The organism is Micromonospora sp. NPDC049114 (assembly GCF_040648635.1).
In the GTDB taxonomy this organism is placed as follows: domain Bacteria; phylum Actinomycetota; class Actinomycetes; order Mycobacteriales; family Micromonosporaceae; genus Micromonospora.
Map to the genome: position 1 here is coordinate 103,493 of NZ_JBEZEA010000016.1, position 18,665 is coordinate 122,157.

Below are 18,665 nucleotides of genomic sequence, written 5' to 3' on the forward strand. Positions count from 1 at the left end.
TCTTTCTCGTGGCGCGGGCGGGGGGGCGGGGTGGCCCCCCCCCCCCCCCGCCGGCCGGACGGCGGTGAGACAGCTGTCACCGCTGACGGGACGAAGCGGCACGAAGATCATCGTTACGCTCCGGTCATGGACAACGAGGAGCGGTTGCGGCGTACGCGCCGGTGGCTGTGGATCGTGCTGATCGGCCTCTTCCTGAGCGGTGCCACCGCTTTCCCGCTGGAGATCGAGGTGCGCTGGCTGCTGCGCGCGCTGGATCCGCTCGCGGGCCAGGTGCCGGCGCTTGTCGACTGGATCGAGCGGGTCCACACCGGCCTCGTGACGGCGGGGCAGGACTACCCGTTCCTGCTCTACGGCACCGACTGGCTGGCCTTCGCCCACCTGGTGCTGGCGGTGGCGTTCTGGGGGCCGCTGCGTGACCCGGTGCGCAACGTCTGGGTGGTGCAGGTCGGCATGATCGCCTGCGTGGGGATCGTTCCGCTGGCGCTGATCTGCGGCCCGATCCGGGACATCCCCTGGTTCTGGACGCTCATCGACCTGTCCTTCGCGGTCGGGGCGTTCCCGCCGCTCTGGTTCGCCTACCGGCACATCCGGGCCGTCGAGGCGAGCACGGCCGAGGCGGCGGGGTCCCCGGCGACCGCGGGCCGTCCGGTGGCACCGGCGTCCTGAGCCGCCGCCCCAGATCCGGTCGCTGGCGACGACTCCGGCCCGGAGGCCAGCCTCCCTCGCTCCTCCTCCCCCCACGCGTCGCCTACCAGCTGCTGCGCGCTGGTCTCGCCGGCGGCAAGGGCGTCCTTTGCTCTGCTTCACTCCACGCAACACCGCGCGTCCGATAATCGGACAACCGGTGTTGCGTCAGTTGAAGCAGAGCAAAGGACGCGTGCGGGAGGGGCGACGGGGCGCAGCGGTGGCAGGTGAGATCGCTCCGACGGGACCGGTGGGTGGGTACGCAGAAAGGCCCGCCGCACGGGCGACGGGCCTTTCGGGTGACGACTGCCGCTAGTGCGACAGCAGGCGGTGCGCCTCGTGGCCCTCGCGGATCTTGGCCCACGACTTGGGCTCGGCCGGCGGGGCGGCCTTGCGGGCGGCGCTGGCCACGTCGGGCCGGCCCGGAGTGAACAGCCAGGTGGTGAACAGCTCGTCCAGGTCCAGACCGGAGATCCGCTCGGCCAGGGCCTGGAACTCCTCGATGGTGCCGTTGCCGTACCGGTGTTCGGCCGTCCACGCCGGCAGGATCGCGAAGAACGCGTCGTCGCCGACGGCCAGGCGCAGCTGGTGCAGGGTCATCGCTCCCCGGTCGTAGACCGCGTTGTCGAAGACCCGGTCCGCGCCCGGGTCACCGGGCAGCACCTGCCAGAACTCGTCATCGGCCGGGTAGCTGGCGTAGGTGAAGTCGAAGACCTCCTGCGCGGTGCCCTCGTCCTGCTCCTCGGACCAGAGCCACTCGGCGTACGAGGCGAAACCCTCGTTGAGCCAGATGTTGCGCCACTCGGCCACCGAGACCGAGTCGCCGAACCACTGGTGGGCGTTCTCGTGGGCGACCACGTACGTGTTGGCGCCGCGACGCCAGAAGCCCGGGCCGTACACCGGGCGGGTCTGCGTCTCCAGGGCGAAGCCGATGCCGTCCACCGGCCCGGCCACGCCACCTCGCGCCTCGAACGGGTACGGGCCGAAGATCCCGCTCTCCCAGTCGGTGATCTCGCCGGTGCGTTCGATGCTGGCCCGCGCGGCTGGCCCGAGCGCCCCCAGCGAGGTGCTGTACGCGTTGATCACCGGCTGACCGCTCGGCGTGGTGTCGGTGACGATGTCGTACTGACCGATCGCCATGAAGGCCAGGTAGGTGGCGGTGGGAGAGGTGGTCCGCCAGATCCACCGGGTGCGGTTGCCCGCCTCGGCCGCCGGCGGACGAGGTTGCACGCCGTTGCTGATCACCTCGACGCCGGTGGGCACCGAGACCGAGATGTCGAAGGTGGCCTTGTCCAGCGGGTGGTCGTTGCTCGGGAACCACCACCACGCCGACTCGGGCTCGTTGACCGCGAGCGCCCCGTCGTCGGTGCGCGTCCAACCGGTGTAGCCGCCGACCAGGGTCTCCGACGGGATGCCGTCGTAGCGCACCACGATGGTGAGCTGCTGGCCCCGGGTGATCGTGCGGGTCGGGGTGACGACCAGCTCGTGCGCGCCCGCCTTGGCCGCGCCGGCCTCCCAGCCGTTGACCCGCACGGACTCGACGTCGAGCAGGAAGTCCAGGTTGAACGCCGAGAGGTCCTGCGTCGCGGTGGCGAGGATCGTGGTGGTGCCGGTGAGCCGGTCGGTGGCCGGGTCGTAGCGCAGCCGGACGTCGTAGTGCGAGACGTCGTAGCCACCGTTGCCGTAGTCGGGGAAGTAGGTGTCGCCCAGGCCGGGAGCGCCGGGTTGCGGCGCGACCGAGACGACGGGCCGGCCCCAGCCCGTCGTGGCGGCCTGGGCGGGTGCGCCGGTGAGCATGGTGCCGGCGGTGGTGAGGGTCAGGGCGGCGGTGGCCGCCGTGAGGACTCGTCGCACGAGGTGGACTCCCTCCATCGGGTGTACGCACCGCCAACCTAATCGACAACTGTGAACGTCGCTGGCCCGGCGCGCGGCGGGCGTGTCACGCGTCGGCCGTCACGAAAGCGCGGGTCGCTACTGTCCCGGTGTCACCGCTGTCCGTTAGGGTTTCGTCCGAACCGGACGGCCGTGGCGTGGGAGGCAGAGCGTGGGCAGGCTCGCGTCGGCGTACGGGCAGGCGGTCACCGCCCACCGGGCGGCCCGCGCACACCTGGATGCCGCCCGGGGCGTGCTCGGTGCGGCGCCGGCTCCGCCGCCGCAGTCGGGCGGGGGTGACCTCGTGGCCCGACTCGCGCGCCTCGGCGGCGCGCTGGCCACCCCCACCCCCGGCGCGACCGCGCTGACCGACGCGCCGGCCGCGGTGCGCATCGGCGAGGCGTCCACTCCGGACGGCGGTTTCCCGGTCCTGCTGCCGCTCGGCGGCGGCCACCACCTGGCACTGGACACCGACGCCCGGGACGGGCGCGTCGCCGCGCTGCTGCGGGCGCTGGTGCTGCGGCTGGTCGCCACCGCTCCGGCCGGTCGGGTCCGGGTCACCGGCATCGACACCGCCGCGCTCGGCGCCACCTTCGGCCCGCTGCGCCCGCTGCTCGACGCGGGTGTGCTCGACCCGCCGGCCACCAGCGAGTCCGAGGTGGCCGCCCTGCTGACCGCCGCCGAACGGCACGCCCGCGCCGCCCAGCACGCCGAGCCCGCCACCCGGCAGTTGCTGGTGGTGGTCGCCACCGCCGCCCCGCCGCCGCGCGAGCTGGCCCGGCTCGCCGCGCTCACCCACGCCGGCCCGGCCGCCGCCGTCTGCGTGCTCCTCGCCGGCCATCCGTCCCGGGTGCCCGGCGAGACCGCACCGTCGCTGGGCGGCACCACCGCCCTGCGGGTCAGCGAGGGGTACGCGCACGTCGGCGACCCGCCGGGCGTCTCGTTCAGCGCCGACGGCAGCGGCCTCGCCGCCCCGGTGCTGCTCGACGGCGATCCGCCGCCGGCCTCGGTCCGGGCGCTCGCCGAGCACCTCGGCGCCGCCGCCCGCCGCGCCGACGCGCTGCCCTTCGCCGAGCTGCTGCCCGAGCGGCGCTGGGCGGAGTCCGCGGCCAACGGGCTGCGTACCGTCGTCGGCCGGGCCGGCCCCGCGCCGCTGACCGTGGCCTTCGACGACGCCACCCCGCACTGGCTGGTCGGCGGCCGCACCGGCGCCGGCAAGACCGTCTTCCTCCTGGACGTCCTCTACGGGCTGGCCGCGCGCTACTCGCCGGCGGAGTTGCAGCTCTACCTGCTCGACTTCAAGGAGGGCGTCAGCTTCACCGAGTTCGTGCCCACCGGGCGTGACCCGTCCTGGCTGCCGCACGCCCGGGCCGTCGGCATCGAATCCGACCGCGAGTACGGTCTGGCCGTGCTGCGCGAGCTGCGCCGGGAGGCACAGCGCCGGGCCACCGCGCTGAAGCGGCACGGCGTCACCAAGCTCGCCGACCTGCCGCGGGACAGTCCACTGCCGCGCATCGTGGCAGTCATCGACGAATTCCACGTGCTGCTCGCCGGCAACGACGCGCTGGCCCGCGAATCCGTGGACCTGCTGGAAGAGCTGGCCCGCAAGGGCCGCTCGTACGGCATCCACCTGGTGCTGGCCAGTCAGAGCATGACCGGCATCGAGGCGCTCTACGGTCGGGCCGAGGCGATTTTCGGGCAGTTCGCGCTGCGGGTGGCGCTGCCCGGCGGCGGGGGTGTCCTCGACCAGCTCAACGATGCCGCCGCGGCCCTGCCGATCGGCTCCGCAGTGGTAAACACCGCCGCCGGCGCGGTCGGCGCCGACACCGTGCTGCGCTTCCCCGACGCGCACGCCGCCGCGGCCGACCTCGCCGCGCTGCGCCACGAGCTGTGGCAGGCCCGCCCGCCGGGCTCGCGGGCCCCGGCGGTCTTCAAGGGGTACGAGGCGGCGCGCGTCGAGGACGACTCCACCTTCGCGGGGCTGCGCCCCGGTGGCCGACGCCCCATGGCGCTGGTCGGTCGGACGGTCGACGTGCACGGCACCACCGCGCTGTTCCTGATGGACTCCACCCCCGGCCGGCACCTCGCCGTGGTGGGCACCGCACCGGCCGGCGCGGACGTGCTGCGCGCCGCCGCGCTGAGCCTGGCCCGCCAGCACACCCCCGGCGACGCCCGGTTCCAGGTGGCCTCCCTGGTCGCCGCCGCCGACCCGGTGGCGGTCGAGACCGAGGCCGCGCTGCGGGCCGCCGGTCACCCGGTGCACCGCCTCGACGCGGCCGGGCTGCGCGACCGGATCGCCACGCTGGCCGCCGAGCCGGCCGGTCGCGAATACCTGGTGGTGTTCGGGATGGACACCGCAGCCCCGGTCCTCGGCGCGGCCGACCCGGTCACGTTCCGCTCCGGCCTGGACGACCTGCGTACGCTGCTGCGCCACGGCCCCGCCCAGGGCGTGCACCTGCTCGGCTGGTGGCGCGGCCTGCGGCGGCTCTCCGACGACCTCGGCGGCACCCAGAACCGCGACGACGTCGCCTGCCTCGTCGCGCTCAACGTGCCCGGCGCCGAGCTGGCCCTGCACCTCGGGGTGCACGACCTGGCCTACACGCCGCGCGCCGACCGGGCGCTGCTGGTCGACAGGCACGACCAGCGCACCAGGCTGATCGTGCCGTTCGCCCGCGACGGGCACGAACCGCACGGGGAGCGTTGACAGTGTCCTTCGAGGAGTACGCGGCGCTGGCCCGACAGCTCGCCGAGCAGCGCCGCGCCGGCGAGCGGGACGCCGCTGCCGAGTCCGAGCGCCGTCGTGATCTGCACGCCGCCGCCGACTACCTGCACCAGCGGCTGATCGCGCAGGGCCACCGCCTCGACCAGCTCGGCCGCGCGATCGGCATCGACCAGCCACCGGCCGCCCCGACCGCCGCGCCGGGCTCGGCCGCTGACCCCGCCACCTGGCCGGGTCCGCCGCCGTCGACCGGCTCGCCCGTCGTGAGCGGATCGGGGGACGGTGGGTCCGCCGGCGCAGCCGGCGTGCCGGGGCAGCCGGGTGTCGGGGCGTATCCCCACGTGCCGGCGATACCGGCGCGGCTGGCGCTGCCGACGGCGGTGAGCCCGGCGGGCGCCGGGGTGCCGGCGCAGCGGGCGGCGGCGGTCGACCCGGTGGTGGAGCTGGAGCTGGCCCGGCGGATGGCCGACGAGGCCGACCGGCACGGGCAGCAGGCCGAGCTGCTGGCCCAACGGCCGGCGCTGCTGCCGACGTGGTCGCCGCTGGCGCGGGCGGTCGCCGTCTACGCCGCGTGCGGGGCGGCGGCGGGGGTGCTCATGCTGACCCTCGTGCTCGCCTCCGGGGTCGGCTTGGTCGACGGCTTCACCCTCGGCGCGTGGATCTGTGCGGGGCTGCCGGCGCTGGCGTTCTTCGGCGGTTACCTGGTGCTGGGCCGATGGGGGAGACCCGCAATGGTCGCCGGCACCCCGCCGCGCTACCTGCCGCTCGGGTTCCTGATCTGCTTCCTGCTGGTGCCGCTGGGCTACTGCGGCTACCTGCTGCTCTTCCGCGCTCTGCGCTGAACCCCGGACCGCGCGGGGGTTTACGACGCCACTCGTATGTGTCAATGTGGTCAACGACCTGTGGCGGGGTGAGCAGGACACTCACATCCACGTCGGACGACCGCCGCCGGTTCCCTGTGGTAACGGGGGTTCGTGCGCATGTAGGGATGCGAACGGCCCCCGATCCAGTCCTGAATCTGGCGAAGCGATGCCCGCTGCCCTGCGCAGGGGCGCTCGTTTCGTGGCAGACGAGCGGGGAGCCTGCATGTCCTACCCACGTACCAACAAGGTCTTCACTGCCGGAGAACTGCACGACCTGCGCCGGACGGTGGCGATCCGGTCCGAAACGCGCCGTAACCTGGCGGCGGACCCCCTCTACGCCAGCACGTTGCCGCAGGAGGTCAGCATGCAGCTGACGTACCGGTGCAACCTGCGGTGCAACCACTGCTTCCAGTGGAACGAGCAGGGGTTCTTCCACAACTACGACAGCAAGCGCAAGCGCTCCGAGCTCGACCTCGACGTCATCCGGGACGTGCTGGAGACGACCGCGCCCGACGCGGCGAAGGTCTTCCTCTGGGGCGGCGAGCCGCTGATGCACTCCCAGTTCGGCGAGATCGCCAAGCTGCTGGGCGCCGTGCCGCGCGTCGTCAACATGTGCACCAACGGCCTGTTGATGGAGCGCAACGCGGAGCACCTGCTGGCCATCGGGCCACGACTCAACCTGCTGGTCAGCCTGGACGGCTTCGAGCCGGAGCACGAGGCGTTGCGGGGCAAGGGATCGTTCCGGCGCACCATGCGCAACGTCGAGGCGATGCTCGACCTCCAACGGCGCGGCGAGTACCAGGGCGAGTTGTCCGTCGCGTGCATGGTCAGCGAGGACATGGTCGGCCGCATGTACGAGTTCACCGAGTGGGCCGAGCAGACCGGCTTCAACTCGGTCTACTGGCTGCTGCCGTGGTACATCAGCCCGGAGACGGCGTCGGCGATGGACCGGCTCTACGAGGAGTCGTTCTCGTGGCTCAACCCGCCGGAGCCGGGCGACAAGCCGACCTGGCACTCGTACACGTACGCGCTTCCCGAGCAGTACCTGCCGGTGCTGAAGGAGTCGATGGCGCGACTGGCGAGCCGGGTGTGGAATCTGCGGGTGCGCTACCAGCCGCAGGTCGAGCAGGACGAGCTCGACGACTTCATCCGTGGCACCTCCCGCCCGGCCCAGCGGCGCAGCCGCTGCCTGGCGGTGTCCAACCGGATCGAGATCCACGCGGACGGCCGGGTCAGCTCGTGCAAGTTCTTCCCCGAGTTCGTCATCGGCGACCTGGGTGAGCAGTCCATGCAGGAGATCTGGCAGAGCGAGCGGTTCACCAGGGTCCGCGGCATCCTGCGCGACAGCGGCCTCATGCCGGTGTGCTCGAAGTGCATCCTTCTCTACCTGAGCGGGGAGTGAACGCATGGCCGAGGTGGTCACCCGCATGGCGGCCCTGCTCGCGCGGGTTCTGGAGGATCCGGCGCTGGCCCAGGAGGTGACGGCGGACACGAATCTGCTGCTCGACCTCGGGATCGACTCGCTGCACATGATCACGTTCCTGCTCGCGGTGGAGGAGGAGTTCGACGTCGAGATCGACTTCGAGTCGCTGGACAGCATCCACCTGGAGTCGGTGAAGGCGTTCTGCCATTTCGCCCTCGACGGCGATGGCCGGTGAGGTGAGCGGGACCGTTCACTTCGGCTCGTTCGACGCGGAGGCGGCGTGGCGGCCGGACGATCTCGCCGGGCTGCCCGCCGGCCCGGCGGCGGGTGGCAGCCGGGGACGTCGCGGCATGGACGAGCTGCTGGCGGTCGGGTGCGCCCCGGGTGATCTGCTGCTCACCGCCGAGCCGATGGACGAGACCCTGGTCGAAGCGCTGGCGGCCGCCGGCATCGCGCCACGGCTCGCGGCCGTGCCGGGTCACCAGGACGCCACAGTGGAGGAGCGTCTGGCCGTGGCCGGCGGCACGGCCCTGCCGGGGATGTCCGGGTGGGCCGCGGCGTTCTACGCCGTCCGGCCGGACACCGCCGTGGCGGTGCACCGACTCGGCCTGCGTGCCACCGTCCCCGCCGTCGAGGTCGTCGCCCGCGTCAACTCCAAGGTCTGGTCGAACGACCTGGTCCGGGACGCCGGCCTGCCCGGTGGCGCCGTCCTGGCCACCACGCCCGCGCAGGTACGGCGGCTGGTGCAGGACGCGCCGGACGACGTCGTGCTCAAGGACCCGTACGGGGTCGCCGGCCGGGGCGCCCTGCGGGTCGCCAACCCCCGGGTGCTGGACACCGTCGTCCGGCACCTGGAGCGGCAGGTCGCGCGCGGGGCCCGGGTGGAACTGCTGGTGCAACCCCTCTTCGAGGAGGCGTCCAGCTTCTCCACCCACCTGGAGGTCGACCCGGGCGGCGCGGTGCGGTGGCGGGGCCTCCAGCACGTCGACAACGCCGAGTTCGCCTACCGCGGCTCCGGCCCGCTCCCCGCGGATCAGCACGCGAACCTCGACACCACCGCGCATCGCGAGGTGATCGCGCGGGTCGGGACGGCGCTCGCGGCCGAGGGCTACACCGGGCCCGTCTGCGTCGACGGACTGCGGCTGCGCGACGGCACCGTCGTACCGGTGCTGGAGGTCAACGCCCGACGATCGATGGGCCTGCTGAACCTGCACCTCGACCGGCGGGCCCGGGCGGTCAGCCTGCGCTCCTGGCTGCGCTGCCGTACGACGCCGGTGCGCCCCGGCGACACGGTGGCCAGGCTGGTGTCCGCCCTGGACGAGGCGAAGCTGCTGTTTCGCGGCGACGACCCCGGAGTGCTGCCGCTGGCCTCGGGGACGCTCACCCCGCCGCGTGGACGGCTCTTTCTCGCCGTGTTCGCCCCGGACGACGCGGCCCGGGTGGCCCTCGAAGCGCAGGTGGGTGACCTGCTCGTCGCGACGGCCGGTGCCCCGAGTCTCGTCACCTGACTCCCGACGATCGGAGCAACGATGGCGATTGTGCTGCTGACGTCGGGCGCCACGCTCGGCACCCACGTACCGGCCCTCATCCTGGCCGGTCGGTTGCGCGCCCTCGGGATCGAGGTGCGCGTGGAGGTGTTCGAGCGGCTGTTGCGACCCGACGAACTCGACCGGCTGAGGGCCGCCAAGCTGGCCTTCAGAGGAAACTTCAAGCTCGCGGTGGCCGCCCAGCGCATGGTGCGGGACCAGATGCCGGCGCTCGACGACGCCGCCGTCGATGAGCTGCTGCACCGGTGGCGGGCCGCGGACGTGGACCAGGTGGTGATCTTCTCCGGCTTCTGGGTGCCGGTCGTCGAACGGTACGAGGCGCTCACCTCCCGAACGCCCCGGGTCGACATCTGTCACCTCGACGCCGCGCCGACCGCCTCGTTCAACCTCTTCCGGGCGCGTACGGAGCGTTTCCGGCACGTGTGGATGTTCGACGCCGAGCGGGGCACCGCGCCGACGAGCATCCGCGTCGGCGACGAGGACCCGGTGCCGTGGCAGCGGCGGGAGCGCCGCCTGCTGGCGCACGGCGGCGGCTGGGGGTTGGGCACCTACCGGGACCGGGCGGCGGATCTCGCCCGGGCGGGGTTGCTTGTCGACGTGGTGACCCACGATCCGTCCGACGTGTCCGCCCTGCCCTCCGGCTGCCGGGCGTTCATGATCGACCCGAAGTGGGAGGCTTGGCAGGACGGCGGCTTCCCACCGTTCGGCGAGATCCTTCCCGACGGCACCGTGCGCTATCGACGGGGTGCGGCGTACCACGACTCGTTCGATCTCGCCCGACACCGCGTCGCCATGCTCTGCAAGACCGGCGGGGGCACTCTGATCGACTCGCTCTGGTCGGCCACGCCGATCGTGCTGCTGGCGCCCTTCGGCGCGCACGAACAGGTCAACGCCGACCTGTGGCGTCGGCTGGGCTACGGCGTCACCGAGCAGGAGTGGCGCGACAGCGGATACTCCCTCGACCTGCTGGAGACCCTGCACCGCAACCTGCTGACCGCCCGCGAGGGGACCGCCGACTACGCCGCCGACCTGGCGGCGCGAGCCGTGCAGACCGAGGTCCCGGGGTGAGCGCCGTCCCCGCCCCGGTCACTGTGGTCGTCGGGTCGGACGGGTTCATCGGCGCCAGTCTGTGCCGCGCGCTCGAACGCCGTCGCCGGCCTCCGCAGCGGTTGACCCGGCCCCGCAACGCTGTTGAGGAACACCGCTACGCCGACACGATCAGGCGGGCGGACCTGGTCTTCTGGGCGGCCGGCACGGTCACGCCGAAGAGGGCCGTCAGCCAGCCCGAACTCGTCGAGCTGGACCAGCGTGCCCTCGCCGCCGCACTGGAGGCGTGCAAGCTGGGCGCCCGTCGTCCGACCTTCGTCCTGCTGGGATCCGGCGGCACGGCGTACCGGCCGGATGTGCCGTCGCCGGTGGACGAGACCGGCCCACTCGGCCCGGACAGCGTCTACGGCCGGGCGAAGCTGGCCCAAGAGCAGGCCGTGCGCGAGGCCGCCGACCATCTCCGGCCGGTCGTGCTGCGGCCGTCCAACGTGTACGGGCCCGGCCAGCGCGCCGAGGGTGGGCTCGGCGTGGTGTCGCACTGGCTGGAGGCCGCGGCCGCGCATCGGCCGTTGCAGGTGTTCGGCGACCCGGCCACCCGCCGCGACTACGTCTACGTCGACGACGTCGTGGCCGCCCTGCTGGCGGTGTGGGACCGTCACCTGGACCGCGACACCCGCGACGCGCTCGACGGCGCAGTCCTCAACGTCGGCGCCGGCCGTCCCACCTCCCTCGCCGAGCTGCTGGAGGTGGTGTCGGCGACCGTCGGCCGGCGGTTGACGATCCGGTACGCGGACCGCCGGGCGTTCGACAGGCGCGACATCTGGCTCGACGTCCGGCGCGCGTCGGCGTTGCTGGACTGGCGTCCCGTCACCGACCTGCGCACCGGGGTGGCGCGTACGTGGGCGGCGCTGGCCGGCCCGAACCGCTGACGCCTGCCCGACGACTCTGAGCCTCAGGACTGGCTGGCCGGCTCGGGTGTGAAGTCACGCATCTTTCGCAGCGGCGAGAAGTAGACCCACAGCCCGGAGGCCCAGACGCCGAGAGCGGCGATCACCAGGGTCTCGCGGACGCCGAGCCAGGTGCCCAGCACACCACCGAGGACCGCGCCGATCGGCAGGGCGCCCCACACGATCCAGCGGACCCCGGCGGTGAGGCGGCCGAGCAGTTCCGGCGGGCACATCTGCTGCCGGTAGCTGATCTGGGCCGCGTTGTAGATCGCGCAGAGCGCGGCGAAGCCGGTCATGCCGACGGTGTAGAACGCGACCCGCCAGCCCGGCTCGGCCAGCGGCACGAGCAGCATCGTCCAGCCGAGCCCGAGCAGGGAGACCCAGATGACGCGGGCGGTGCCGATCCGGCGAGCCAGCTTGCCGGAGGCGAGGCCGCCGGCGATGCCGCCGGCCGTGCCCAGCGCCAGTTGCACGGCCACCTCGGCCGGCGTCAGCTTGAGGACCCGGACCAGGTAGATGACCGAGAGGGCGTAGATCACCTGGCTGAACACGTTCAGGGTGCCGCTGGCGGCGACGATCTTGCGTAGCACCGCGTGCCGGAAGGCGAAGGCCAGGCCGGCCGAGATCTCCTCCCGCAGCCGCGGCCGGGGCCCCTCGGGTGCTGTCACCTCCGGCTCCGAGCGCCGGATCAGCAACAGCGAGACGGCGCTCACCGCGAACGAGGCGGCGTCGATGAGGACCGTCCGCGCCGCGCCGAAGACCGCGACGAGTCCTCCGCCGAGCCCGATGCCCGCGACCTGGGCGACCGAGTACGTGGTGCTGAGTTTGCCGTTCGCGTCCAGCAGCTGGTCGGAGCGCACCACCGCCGGCAGGTAGCACTGGTAGGCCACCTCGAAGAAGACCGAGCAGACGCTGCACAGGGCCGCCACCAGCCACAACTGCGCCATGGTGAGCTCACCGGCGAAGAACGCCAGCGGGATGGTGCCCATCGCGAGGGCCCGCAGCAGGTTGCAGAACACCATCAGCCGCCGCTTGCGCATCCGGTCGACGATCACCCCGGCCGGCAGCGCGACGAGCAGGTACGCCGCCATCCCAGCGGCCTGCAGCAGGCTCACCGAGAACGTGGACGCGTTCAGCACGGACACCGCGATGAGCGGGACGGCGAGGGTGGACACCGCCGACCCGGTCTCGCTGAGGGTCTGACCGGTCCACAGCGTCATGAAGTCGCGGTGACGCCACAGGCTCGGCGTGACCGCCGGGGTGGTGGGCGGCGCGGTAGTGGTCATCCGGCTGCCTCCGCGTGCGCGCCGACCAGCTCCATCAGGTCGTCGCGCATGGCGACGAGCAGAGCCTCCAGCTCCGCGCGTTGGTAGCCCTCGCGGATCACCCGGACGGTCAGCCGGACCGTCGTGTCGGCGTTGGCCATCAGGTAGAAGCCGGGCCCGGTCGAGCGGATCGGCACGTGCCACTCGATCCGCGATTCCTGGATCGTCTCCGGCGGCTGCACCACCATGGGGGGCAGCAGGAAGGTGAAGTGGTACCCCGGGTCGAGCGGGCCGCCCTCCCGTTCGGCGTCCTCGCGGATCCGCGCCACCGCGTCCGGGTCGTAGACCCCGTGCTTGAGGGCCCGCATGTTCCGTACGTACAGGGCGCGCGCGGTGTGCGCGAACACCTCGTCCGGTTCCGGCGTGGCCAGCAGCGGCACCCACTGGTTCATGGACGTGACGAGCGACGTGACCGCCGGGTCGAACCGGTTGGACGACATGGGGTAGAGCAGGACCGGCGTGCCGGTGGTGCCCGTCGCGATGATCGCCCGGCAGTACGCGGTCAGCAGCACCCCAGCGACGGTGACGCCGATGCCGCGGGCCGCCTGGCGGAGGATGGGCTCGGGGATGCCGGTGTGCATCGTCGCCCGGAGCACCGGCCCGGGTGCGGGAGGCGTCCGCCGGGGCGCCGCCGACAGCACCTTGCGCCAGTACGACTCCGCGGCGAGCAGTCTGGCGTCCAGGTCGCCGGACCGTTGCCGCGTCGCGAGGTCGGCCGGCTGCGGGGCCGGCGGCAGCGTCTCCCCGGCCAGCAGGGCGTAGAAGTCCCGTTCCATGGTGTTGATGCCCGCGCCGTCGGCCGCCATGTGGTGGATGACCACCAACAGTTCACGGGGGCGTCCGTCGTTCTCGGTCAGCCACACCCGCCACGGCAGGTCGGTGGTGAGCGTGAACGCCCGCTGGATCTCCTCGGTCTCGATCCGGGACATCCCCGTCTCGCCGTCGGGCTGTCGTACCGCGGCGACCACGTCGTCGGGGGAATCGACAGCGACGCGCTGGCGCGGATCCGCCCGGTCCTCGACGTCGAACGTCGTGCGCAGCGAGGCGTGCCGCATGCCGAGCGCGCCGACCGCGCGCCAGACGTCCACGGCGGTCACATTTTCCGGCAACGACCAGGAAAAGCAGAGGTTGCCCTCCCACCACTTCTCCGGATGCATTCTTTCGATGTCCCGCCAGACCGATAGTTGGCCGAGGGTCATCGGGTAGGTCGTCTCCGGGGTCACACCTGTCCTTCCCGAGCGGGAACGGTTGCGCTGCCGATGAGCGTGTGCCGCGACGCGACACACGCTCATCGGGACGAAAGATAATTGGTTGCGTCAGCCGGCCGAGTTGTTCTTCATCACGACACCTCCCGAAGAATGCGGTTGTCGGAAGTGAGGCCGTGGCCCTGCGCCGTGCTTAGGGGTGCATGACGCGCCACCGTCGGATGACGGATGGAATCACCATTCAGTAGTCCGACCAGCGATCGACCGAGCTGGTGCGACAGTTGTCCACGCCCTGATCCGGATGCTCTTCGCGGCAGGAACCGCGGCATCCGGCAGCGAAAATGAACGACTGCCGTCCTATTCGGAGCATTCGCTGGCGAAAAACTATCAGTGATGGCCATGGAGCCGCGCACAGGCGAATGCAGTAAAAGGCCGATTCCCCCGGATACGTGGCCCCGCCTCGGTTAGCAGGACTCCCACAGCATTCCGGCCGTCTATGCCGGTGTCAACCCTCGCATTGATGGATCTTGCTGCCTTGACCACTGTGGCCGCCGTGATTACGGTCGGGGCGGCGGGCGTGTCCACAGCGCCCGCCACACGGGGGAGCGCATGGGTGGGACAGGTCCTTCCGGGCCGCCGGTGTCGGCTGGCTCGACATGATCAATCCTGGGCACGCCGTGGTCGTCGGGGCGGGAATCGCCGGCACGGCCGTCGGTCTCTTCCTGCGCCGGATCGGGTGGCGCGTGACCGTCATCGAGGCCCGGCCGCCGCGCGAGCGACAGCTCGGGTCGCACCTGAGCCTGGCCGACAACGGCCGCACCGTGCTGCGCGACCTGGGCCTGCTCGCCACTGTCGACGCCGCCGGCACGCCCACCGACCGCATCTCCTTCCACGACCACCGGGGACGGGAGATCGGCAGCAACAACCAGGTGAGCACGCTGATCCGCCGGGACCGGCTCGGTGAGGTGCTGCGCGAGGCAGCCCGTCGCGCCGGCGTCCGCGTCGTCGAGGGTGAGCGGGTCGTCGGACTGCGCGACGACGGGCACGACCCGGTCGCCGCTACCCTCGCCGACGGATCGAGTCACGGCGGTGACCTGCTGATCGGTGCCGACGGGGTCCACTCGCACACGCGTCGGACGATGTTCCCCGAGCATCCGCCCGCCCGGTTCACCGGAGTGCTCGACGGCGGCGGCTCGGCCCCGCGGGTCGACGGGATCGCACCGGACGGAGTGCTGCGCCTGACGTTCGGCGTCAACGCGTTCTTCGGCTACCAGGCGTTGCCGGACGGCGAGGTCGTCTGGTTCCAGAGCCTGCTCACCGGGGAGGGGGAGGTGGTGGCGGGGCCACGTGCTGATCCGATGGGCCGGTGGCGGCAGCGCCTCGTCGAGTTGCACGGCTCGGACCATCCGCCGATCCCCGCCATCATCGACGCGAGCACCGGCCCGATCATCCGGTGGCCGGTGCACGACCTCGTCCCGCCCGAGCGGTGGAGCCGCGGCCGGATGTGCCTGGTCGGCGACGCGGCGCACGCGATGCCGCCGCACGACGGGCAGAGCAGTTCCATGGCGCTGGAAGACGCACTGGTGCTGGCCCGGTGTCTCGCCGCGGCGGACGACGTCGGTGACGCCTTCGGGCGCTTCCAACAACTGCGTGAGTCACGGGTGGCGACGGTCGCCGGGCTCGCCCGTCGTACCGGCAGCCTGAAGTTTCCGACCGGCGCCCGCGAGCGGCGGGCGCGTGACGCCGTGCTGGCGATGTTCATGAGGGCCGGCGTGGCCGCCTCCGAGGACGTCAGCCGGTACCGCCTGCAATGGCCGACGGACTCGGCCGACCCAGCTCCGTCAGCTCCTGATCGAGCAGGTCGGCCAGCCGCTCGAACCGGTCCGGGCGATCCTCCCGCGTGATTCCCCGGCTGGGCATCTCGACGGTCATCAACAGGTACAGGTGCAGGCGGTAGAGGCTGAGCCGCCGCAGAGTGGACTCGTCGAAGACCACCGGATCGGCCGAGGCGGCGCGGTAGCCGCGCAGGAACGGGTGGTCGGGGTCGTCCTCCACCCGGCGGTACAGCAGGGGTGACACGAGGTCCAGCAGCGGATCGCCGAACAGGAACCGCTCGCCGTCCACGATCCCGCGCAGGCGCAGGGCACCGGCCGGGTCGGGTTCGGCCAGCACGTTGCCGTCCCAGCCGTCGAAGTGCAGCAGCGCCGGCCGGCGTACCTGGTCCAGGACCCCGGCGTACCGCTCGGGCAGCTCCCGGATCCGCGCCGGCGAGGTGGGCAGCCGCACGTCCCAGTCCGCCGCGTCGGCGAGCAGGTCGTCGAGCATGGCGGCGAAGGCCGCACGCCACGTCGGGCCGCTCGCCCGGTCGCCGCCGTACCCGTAGTGGTCGCCGGTCACCCGGTGCAGCGCGGCGATCGCGACGCCGAAGTCGTAGCGGGCCGGGCCGTCGTCGAGCTGCTGCTCGCCCTCGGCCCATTCCCGCAGCGACCGTCCGGGCAGCAGGCCGGTGACCAGCCACTCGCCGAGGTCCGGATCGGTGCCGTGGTGCAGCAGCGGCGGTACGGGCACCTGCGGCGCGCGCGCGGCGACGAGGCGGAAGTACCGGGCTTCGGCGGCGGCGAGGCCCTGCTCGTAGCGCAGCAGCGGCGCGTCGGGTGGTGGTGCCACCTTCAACACGACCTCGCGCCCGTCGTCGAGCGCCACCCACCACACCGTCGCGAAACCGCCGCCGAGGATCGGCCCGCAGTCCACGACCCGGCGGTTCGCCCCGAAGGACGCCGCGACGAAACGTTGCACCTGATCGTGGTCCAGTGGCCGCTGGGTGCGGCTGAGCCCTTCCACCCCGTGGTCCCTTCCTCCCCGACCGTGACGCCCGACAGAGTGCCAGAGTCGTCGGTGAATTGTCGTCCTGAGTGTCCGGTGGCGACGGATCCTAGCCGCCCGCCTGCTGCCCCGCGTGTTCGGCGGCGTGCGCCGCCGCCGCGAGGACGTCGTCCCGTTCCCGGTCGGTGCAGCCCTCGTCCTCCAGCAAGCCGAGCAGCAGCACCGTCCGGGCGACGATGGCCGGCGCGTCGTCGGGCACCGGGGGGCGTTCACCGAGCGCCGCCCACACCAACGCCTCGGCCAGCGCCGGCTCCACGTCGCGCCCGGTGACGTCGTAGCGTTCCCGCGCGGACGCCACGAACCGAATCACCGGCGCCCGGTCCTGCCCGGCGACGAACCGCCGCCGCACCGCCACCAGCAATGCCCCGGCGAGCAGGTCCGCGTACCGCCGCCAGTCCGCCTCGGTGAACCGCCGCAGCCGCCGTTCGTGCCCGCGCAGCCGTCCCGCCAGAAGGCCGCGCAGCGCCGCGTGCGGATCGGTCACCATCGTGTCTCCCTGATTCTCCGTCGACGTCTCCTGGTCACCAGGGCGCTCGCCAGGCGGCAGCCGTGTGCGACCTCCCCGGCGGTGGCGGTCCTCCTGGTCACGGTCGGTGCGGCGGCCAGCTCGCCGGTCAACGCCGCCACCGAGCGCTCGATGCGGCAGCCGCCGATCGCCAGCCGGGTGACGACCAGGTCCAACCGGGTGATGGCCGCCGCGAAGTGCCGGGCCGCGACCGCGTCCGCCACGATGTGGGTACGCCGGAGCCGGTCCTCGGCCGCCGCCAACCGCCACCGCGTACGGGCGGCCAGCGCGGCGGCCTGGTCGGCGTCGACCCGAGCGGCACGCAGTCCGGCGAGCACCTCACCCGCCGACGCGGTCACCGCCGATGCACGATCAGCAGCCAGGCCGGCGTACACCAGACCGAGCGCCCGCCAACACTCGGTGACCGCGTCCTGCCAGGGCAACCTTCGGCCGGGTGGCCCCGCGCCGTGCAGGTGCGCACCAGCCCGGTCGGCGGCGGCGATCGTGGCCAACCACGCGTCGCGCAGATCGTCCACCGGGCCGCCGAAGTGCGCCAGCCGGGCCCGCGCGGCCCGCTGCTCGTCGCACGGGCCGGGCCGTCCGCAGCTGCGGCAGATCCCGGTGTAGGCCTCCGTCACGTGCTCGGCGATCCTCGCCCTCGCTTCGACGACCCGCTGGCTGGCGTACGTGTACAGATCATCCCCGTTCACCGGCGGCCTCGGTGGTTCACTGCTCGGCCTCGGCGGTGGCCTTGACAAGGCGGGCGAAGAGCACGTCGGTGCACGGGTAGTCCCTGCCACAGCCGCAGACCCACCTGCGCACCACGCGCGGTGGATGGGCGAAGAGGGTGTCGTCGGCGTCCTCGACGTCCTGCTCGGACACGAGACGCTGGGCTGGAGGGTGTCGGGAGGGCGGGTCGATGGGCTGGTTGTCGGGTCGATCGGGCATCGGGTGCTCCCGTCCGGTCGTCTCCTTGCTGGTCAGGACGTTGCTCGGGCGGTACGTGCTGCCCGGCGGCGGTGCGGTGGGGGCGGCGGTGCGGCGGTGCGTGGGGGCGGCGTGCGGGCACGCCCCGGCACGCCCGGCCGGACGGGGGGACCGGCCGACCGGGCGCTTCCTGCGCGGTGGGGAAGAACCAACTCCGGGTTTGCAGACCTGGGAGCCGGTCGTTTGGAGCTTTACACAACTAGTCACGGATAGCAAGCACGACAACACGTTACTTGTCATGGGTAGTTGGGCGTGATCGAATGGCGGGGCAGACCTGGGAGTCCATATGCCCGTCAAACCGAAGTGGGAACAGCTCGCGGATCACATCCGGGGCCAGATCGAGTCGGGAGAACTCGCGCCGGGGGACCAGTTGCCGTCCACGGTGCAGCTCAAGACTCAGCACGGCGTCTCGACGACCGTGGTTCGGCAGGCCATCTTGGTCCTGCAGACCCAGGGTTGGGTGCAGGGCGTGCACGGTCTCGGCGTGTTCGTCGCCGATCGCTGACCGTTCGACGCCCCCGGCTCGGTGAGCCCGGCGAGATCTTGGACAGTTTCCGTTCTCGGGGCGGGCTCAACCGGTGGTTGCAACACCGAGTAGCTGGGCCATTTTCTCACCGGGGGTGGCCCAGCCGAGGGTCATGCGGGGGCGGTCGTTGAG

At 72.6% G+C, this 18,665-nt stretch carries 17 protein-coding genes; 10 read left to right on the forward strand and 7 right to left on the reverse strand.

Annotation, left to right across the window (positions count from 1 at the left end; genetic code table 11):
* Positions 1-126: 126 nt before the first annotated feature.
* Positions 127-666, forward strand: a complete 540-nt coding sequence (locus AB0B39_RS29845; RefSeq protein ID WP_357575968.1) for a hypothetical protein — start codon at positions 127-129, stop codon at positions 664-666.
* Positions 667-996: 330 nt separating this feature from the next.
* On the opposite strand, the gene AB0B39_RS29850 is transcribed toward AB0B39_RS29845, so the two are convergent.
* The gene (locus AB0B39_RS29850) at positions 997-2,538 is read right to left on the reverse strand and encodes a M1 family metallopeptidase (RefSeq protein WP_357575969.1); all 1,542 of its coding nucleotides are present in this window, start codon (positions 2,536-2,538) and stop codon (positions 997-999) included.
* A 190-nt stretch (positions 2,539-2,728) separates the two neighbouring features.
* Here AB0B39_RS29850 and AB0B39_RS29855 point away from each other — a divergent pair, with 190 nt between their 5' ends.
* The 7 genes from AB0B39_RS29855 to AB0B39_RS29885 all read left to right on the forward strand — a co-directional run bounded on the left by AB0B39_RS29855 (position 2,729) and on the right by AB0B39_RS29885 (position 11,084).
* Positions 2,729-5,260, forward strand: coding sequence for an FtsK/SpoIIIE domain-containing protein (locus AB0B39_RS29855; RefSeq protein WP_357575970.1), 2,532 nt, complete (start codon positions 2,729-2,731; stop codon positions 5,258-5,260).
* Between the two features lie 2 nt (positions 5,261-5,262).
* Positions 5,263-6,117: a hypothetical protein gene (locus tag AB0B39_RS29860; protein WP_357499048.1), complete on the forward strand. Its 855-nt coding sequence runs from the start codon at positions 5,263-5,265 to the stop codon at positions 6,115-6,117.
* A 244-nt stretch (positions 6,118-6,361) separates the two neighbouring features.
* Positions 6,362-7,540, forward strand: a complete 1,179-nt coding sequence (locus tag AB0B39_RS29865) for a radical SAM protein (RefSeq protein ID WP_234589438.1) — start codon at positions 6,362-6,364, stop codon at positions 7,538-7,540.
* Positions 7,541-7,544: 4 nt separating this feature from the next.
* On the forward strand, positions 7,545-7,796 hold the full coding sequence (locus AB0B39_RS29870) for a phosphopantetheine-binding protein (protein ID WP_007462887.1): 252 nt from the start codon (positions 7,545-7,547) through the stop codon (positions 7,794-7,796).
* Between the two features lies 1 nt (position 7,797).
* Positions 7,798-9,069 carry a hypothetical protein gene (locus AB0B39_RS29875; RefSeq protein WP_357575971.1) on the forward strand — a complete coding sequence of 424 codons (1,272 nt, stop codon included), beginning with the start codon at positions 7,798-7,800 and terminating at the stop codon, positions 9,067-9,069.
* Between the two features lie 21 nt (positions 9,070-9,090).
* Positions 9,091-10,176 (forward strand): hypothetical protein, encoded by a 1,086-nt coding sequence (locus AB0B39_RS29880; RefSeq protein WP_357575972.1) that lies wholly within the window; start codon positions 9,091-9,093, stop codon positions 10,174-10,176.
* On the forward strand, positions 10,173-11,084 hold the full coding sequence (locus AB0B39_RS29885; protein WP_357575973.1) for an NAD-dependent epimerase/dehydratase family protein: 912 nt from the start codon (positions 10,173-10,175) through the stop codon (positions 11,082-11,084). Before AB0B39_RS29880 ends, AB0B39_RS29885 begins: the two co-directional genes overlap by 4 nt.
* Positions 11,085-11,107: 23 nt before the next feature.
* Here AB0B39_RS29885 and AB0B39_RS29890 read toward each other — a convergent pair whose 3' ends face one another.
* Together AB0B39_RS29890 and AB0B39_RS29895 are read right to left on the reverse strand one after the other, a co-directional pair.
* Entirely contained in the window at positions 11,108-12,388 is a 1,281-nt protein-coding gene (locus AB0B39_RS29890; protein WP_357499057.1) for an MFS transporter, read from the reverse strand.
* Positions 12,385-13,650 carry a condensation domain-containing protein gene (locus AB0B39_RS29895; protein ID WP_357575974.1) on the reverse strand — a complete coding sequence of 422 codons (1,266 nt, stop codon included), beginning with the start codon at positions 13,648-13,650 and terminating at the stop codon, positions 12,385-12,387. The genes AB0B39_RS29890 and AB0B39_RS29895 overlap by 4 nt, the downstream gene beginning before the upstream one ends.
* 638 nt (positions 13,651-14,288) lie before the next feature.
* On the opposite strand from AB0B39_RS29895, the gene AB0B39_RS29900 reads away from it, so the two are divergent.
* Positions 14,289-15,536, forward strand: a complete 1,248-nt coding sequence (locus tag AB0B39_RS29900; RefSeq protein WP_357575975.1) for an FAD-dependent monooxygenase — start codon at positions 14,289-14,291, stop codon at positions 15,534-15,536.
* On the opposite strand, the gene AB0B39_RS29905 is transcribed toward AB0B39_RS29900, so the two are convergent.
* The 4 genes from AB0B39_RS29905 to AB0B39_RS29920 all read right to left on the reverse strand — a co-directional run bounded on the left by AB0B39_RS29905 (position 15,424) and on the right by AB0B39_RS29920 (position 17,968).
* Positions 15,424-16,473, reverse strand: coding sequence for an aminoglycoside phosphotransferase family protein (locus AB0B39_RS29905; RefSeq protein ID WP_357575976.1), 1,050 nt, complete (start codon positions 16,471-16,473; stop codon positions 15,424-15,426). The genes AB0B39_RS29900 and AB0B39_RS29905 overlap by 113 nt on opposite strands.
* A 91-nt stretch (positions 16,474-16,564) precedes the next feature.
* Positions 16,565-17,002 carry a hypothetical protein gene (locus tag AB0B39_RS29910; protein ID WP_357575977.1) on the reverse strand — a complete coding sequence of 146 codons (438 nt, stop codon included), beginning with the start codon at positions 17,000-17,002 and terminating at the stop codon, positions 16,565-16,567.
* Positions 16,996-17,730, reverse strand: coding sequence for a hypothetical protein (locus tag AB0B39_RS29915; protein WP_357575978.1), 735 nt, complete (start codon positions 17,728-17,730; stop codon positions 16,996-16,998). Before AB0B39_RS29915 ends, AB0B39_RS29910 begins: the two co-directional genes overlap by 7 nt.
* A gap of 16 nt (positions 17,731-17,746) precedes the next feature.
* The gene (locus AB0B39_RS29920; RefSeq protein ID WP_357499069.1) at positions 17,747-17,968 is read right to left on the reverse strand and encodes a hypothetical protein; all 222 of its coding nucleotides are present in this window, start codon (positions 17,966-17,968) and stop codon (positions 17,747-17,749) included.
* 325 nt (positions 17,969-18,293) lie between these two features.
* Between AB0B39_RS29920 and AB0B39_RS29925 the strand changes: the two genes are divergently transcribed.
* Entirely contained in the window at positions 18,294-18,512 is a 219-nt protein-coding gene (locus AB0B39_RS29925; protein WP_354861024.1) for a winged helix-turn-helix domain-containing protein, read from the forward strand.
* Positions 18,513-18,665: the final 153 nt, after the last annotated feature.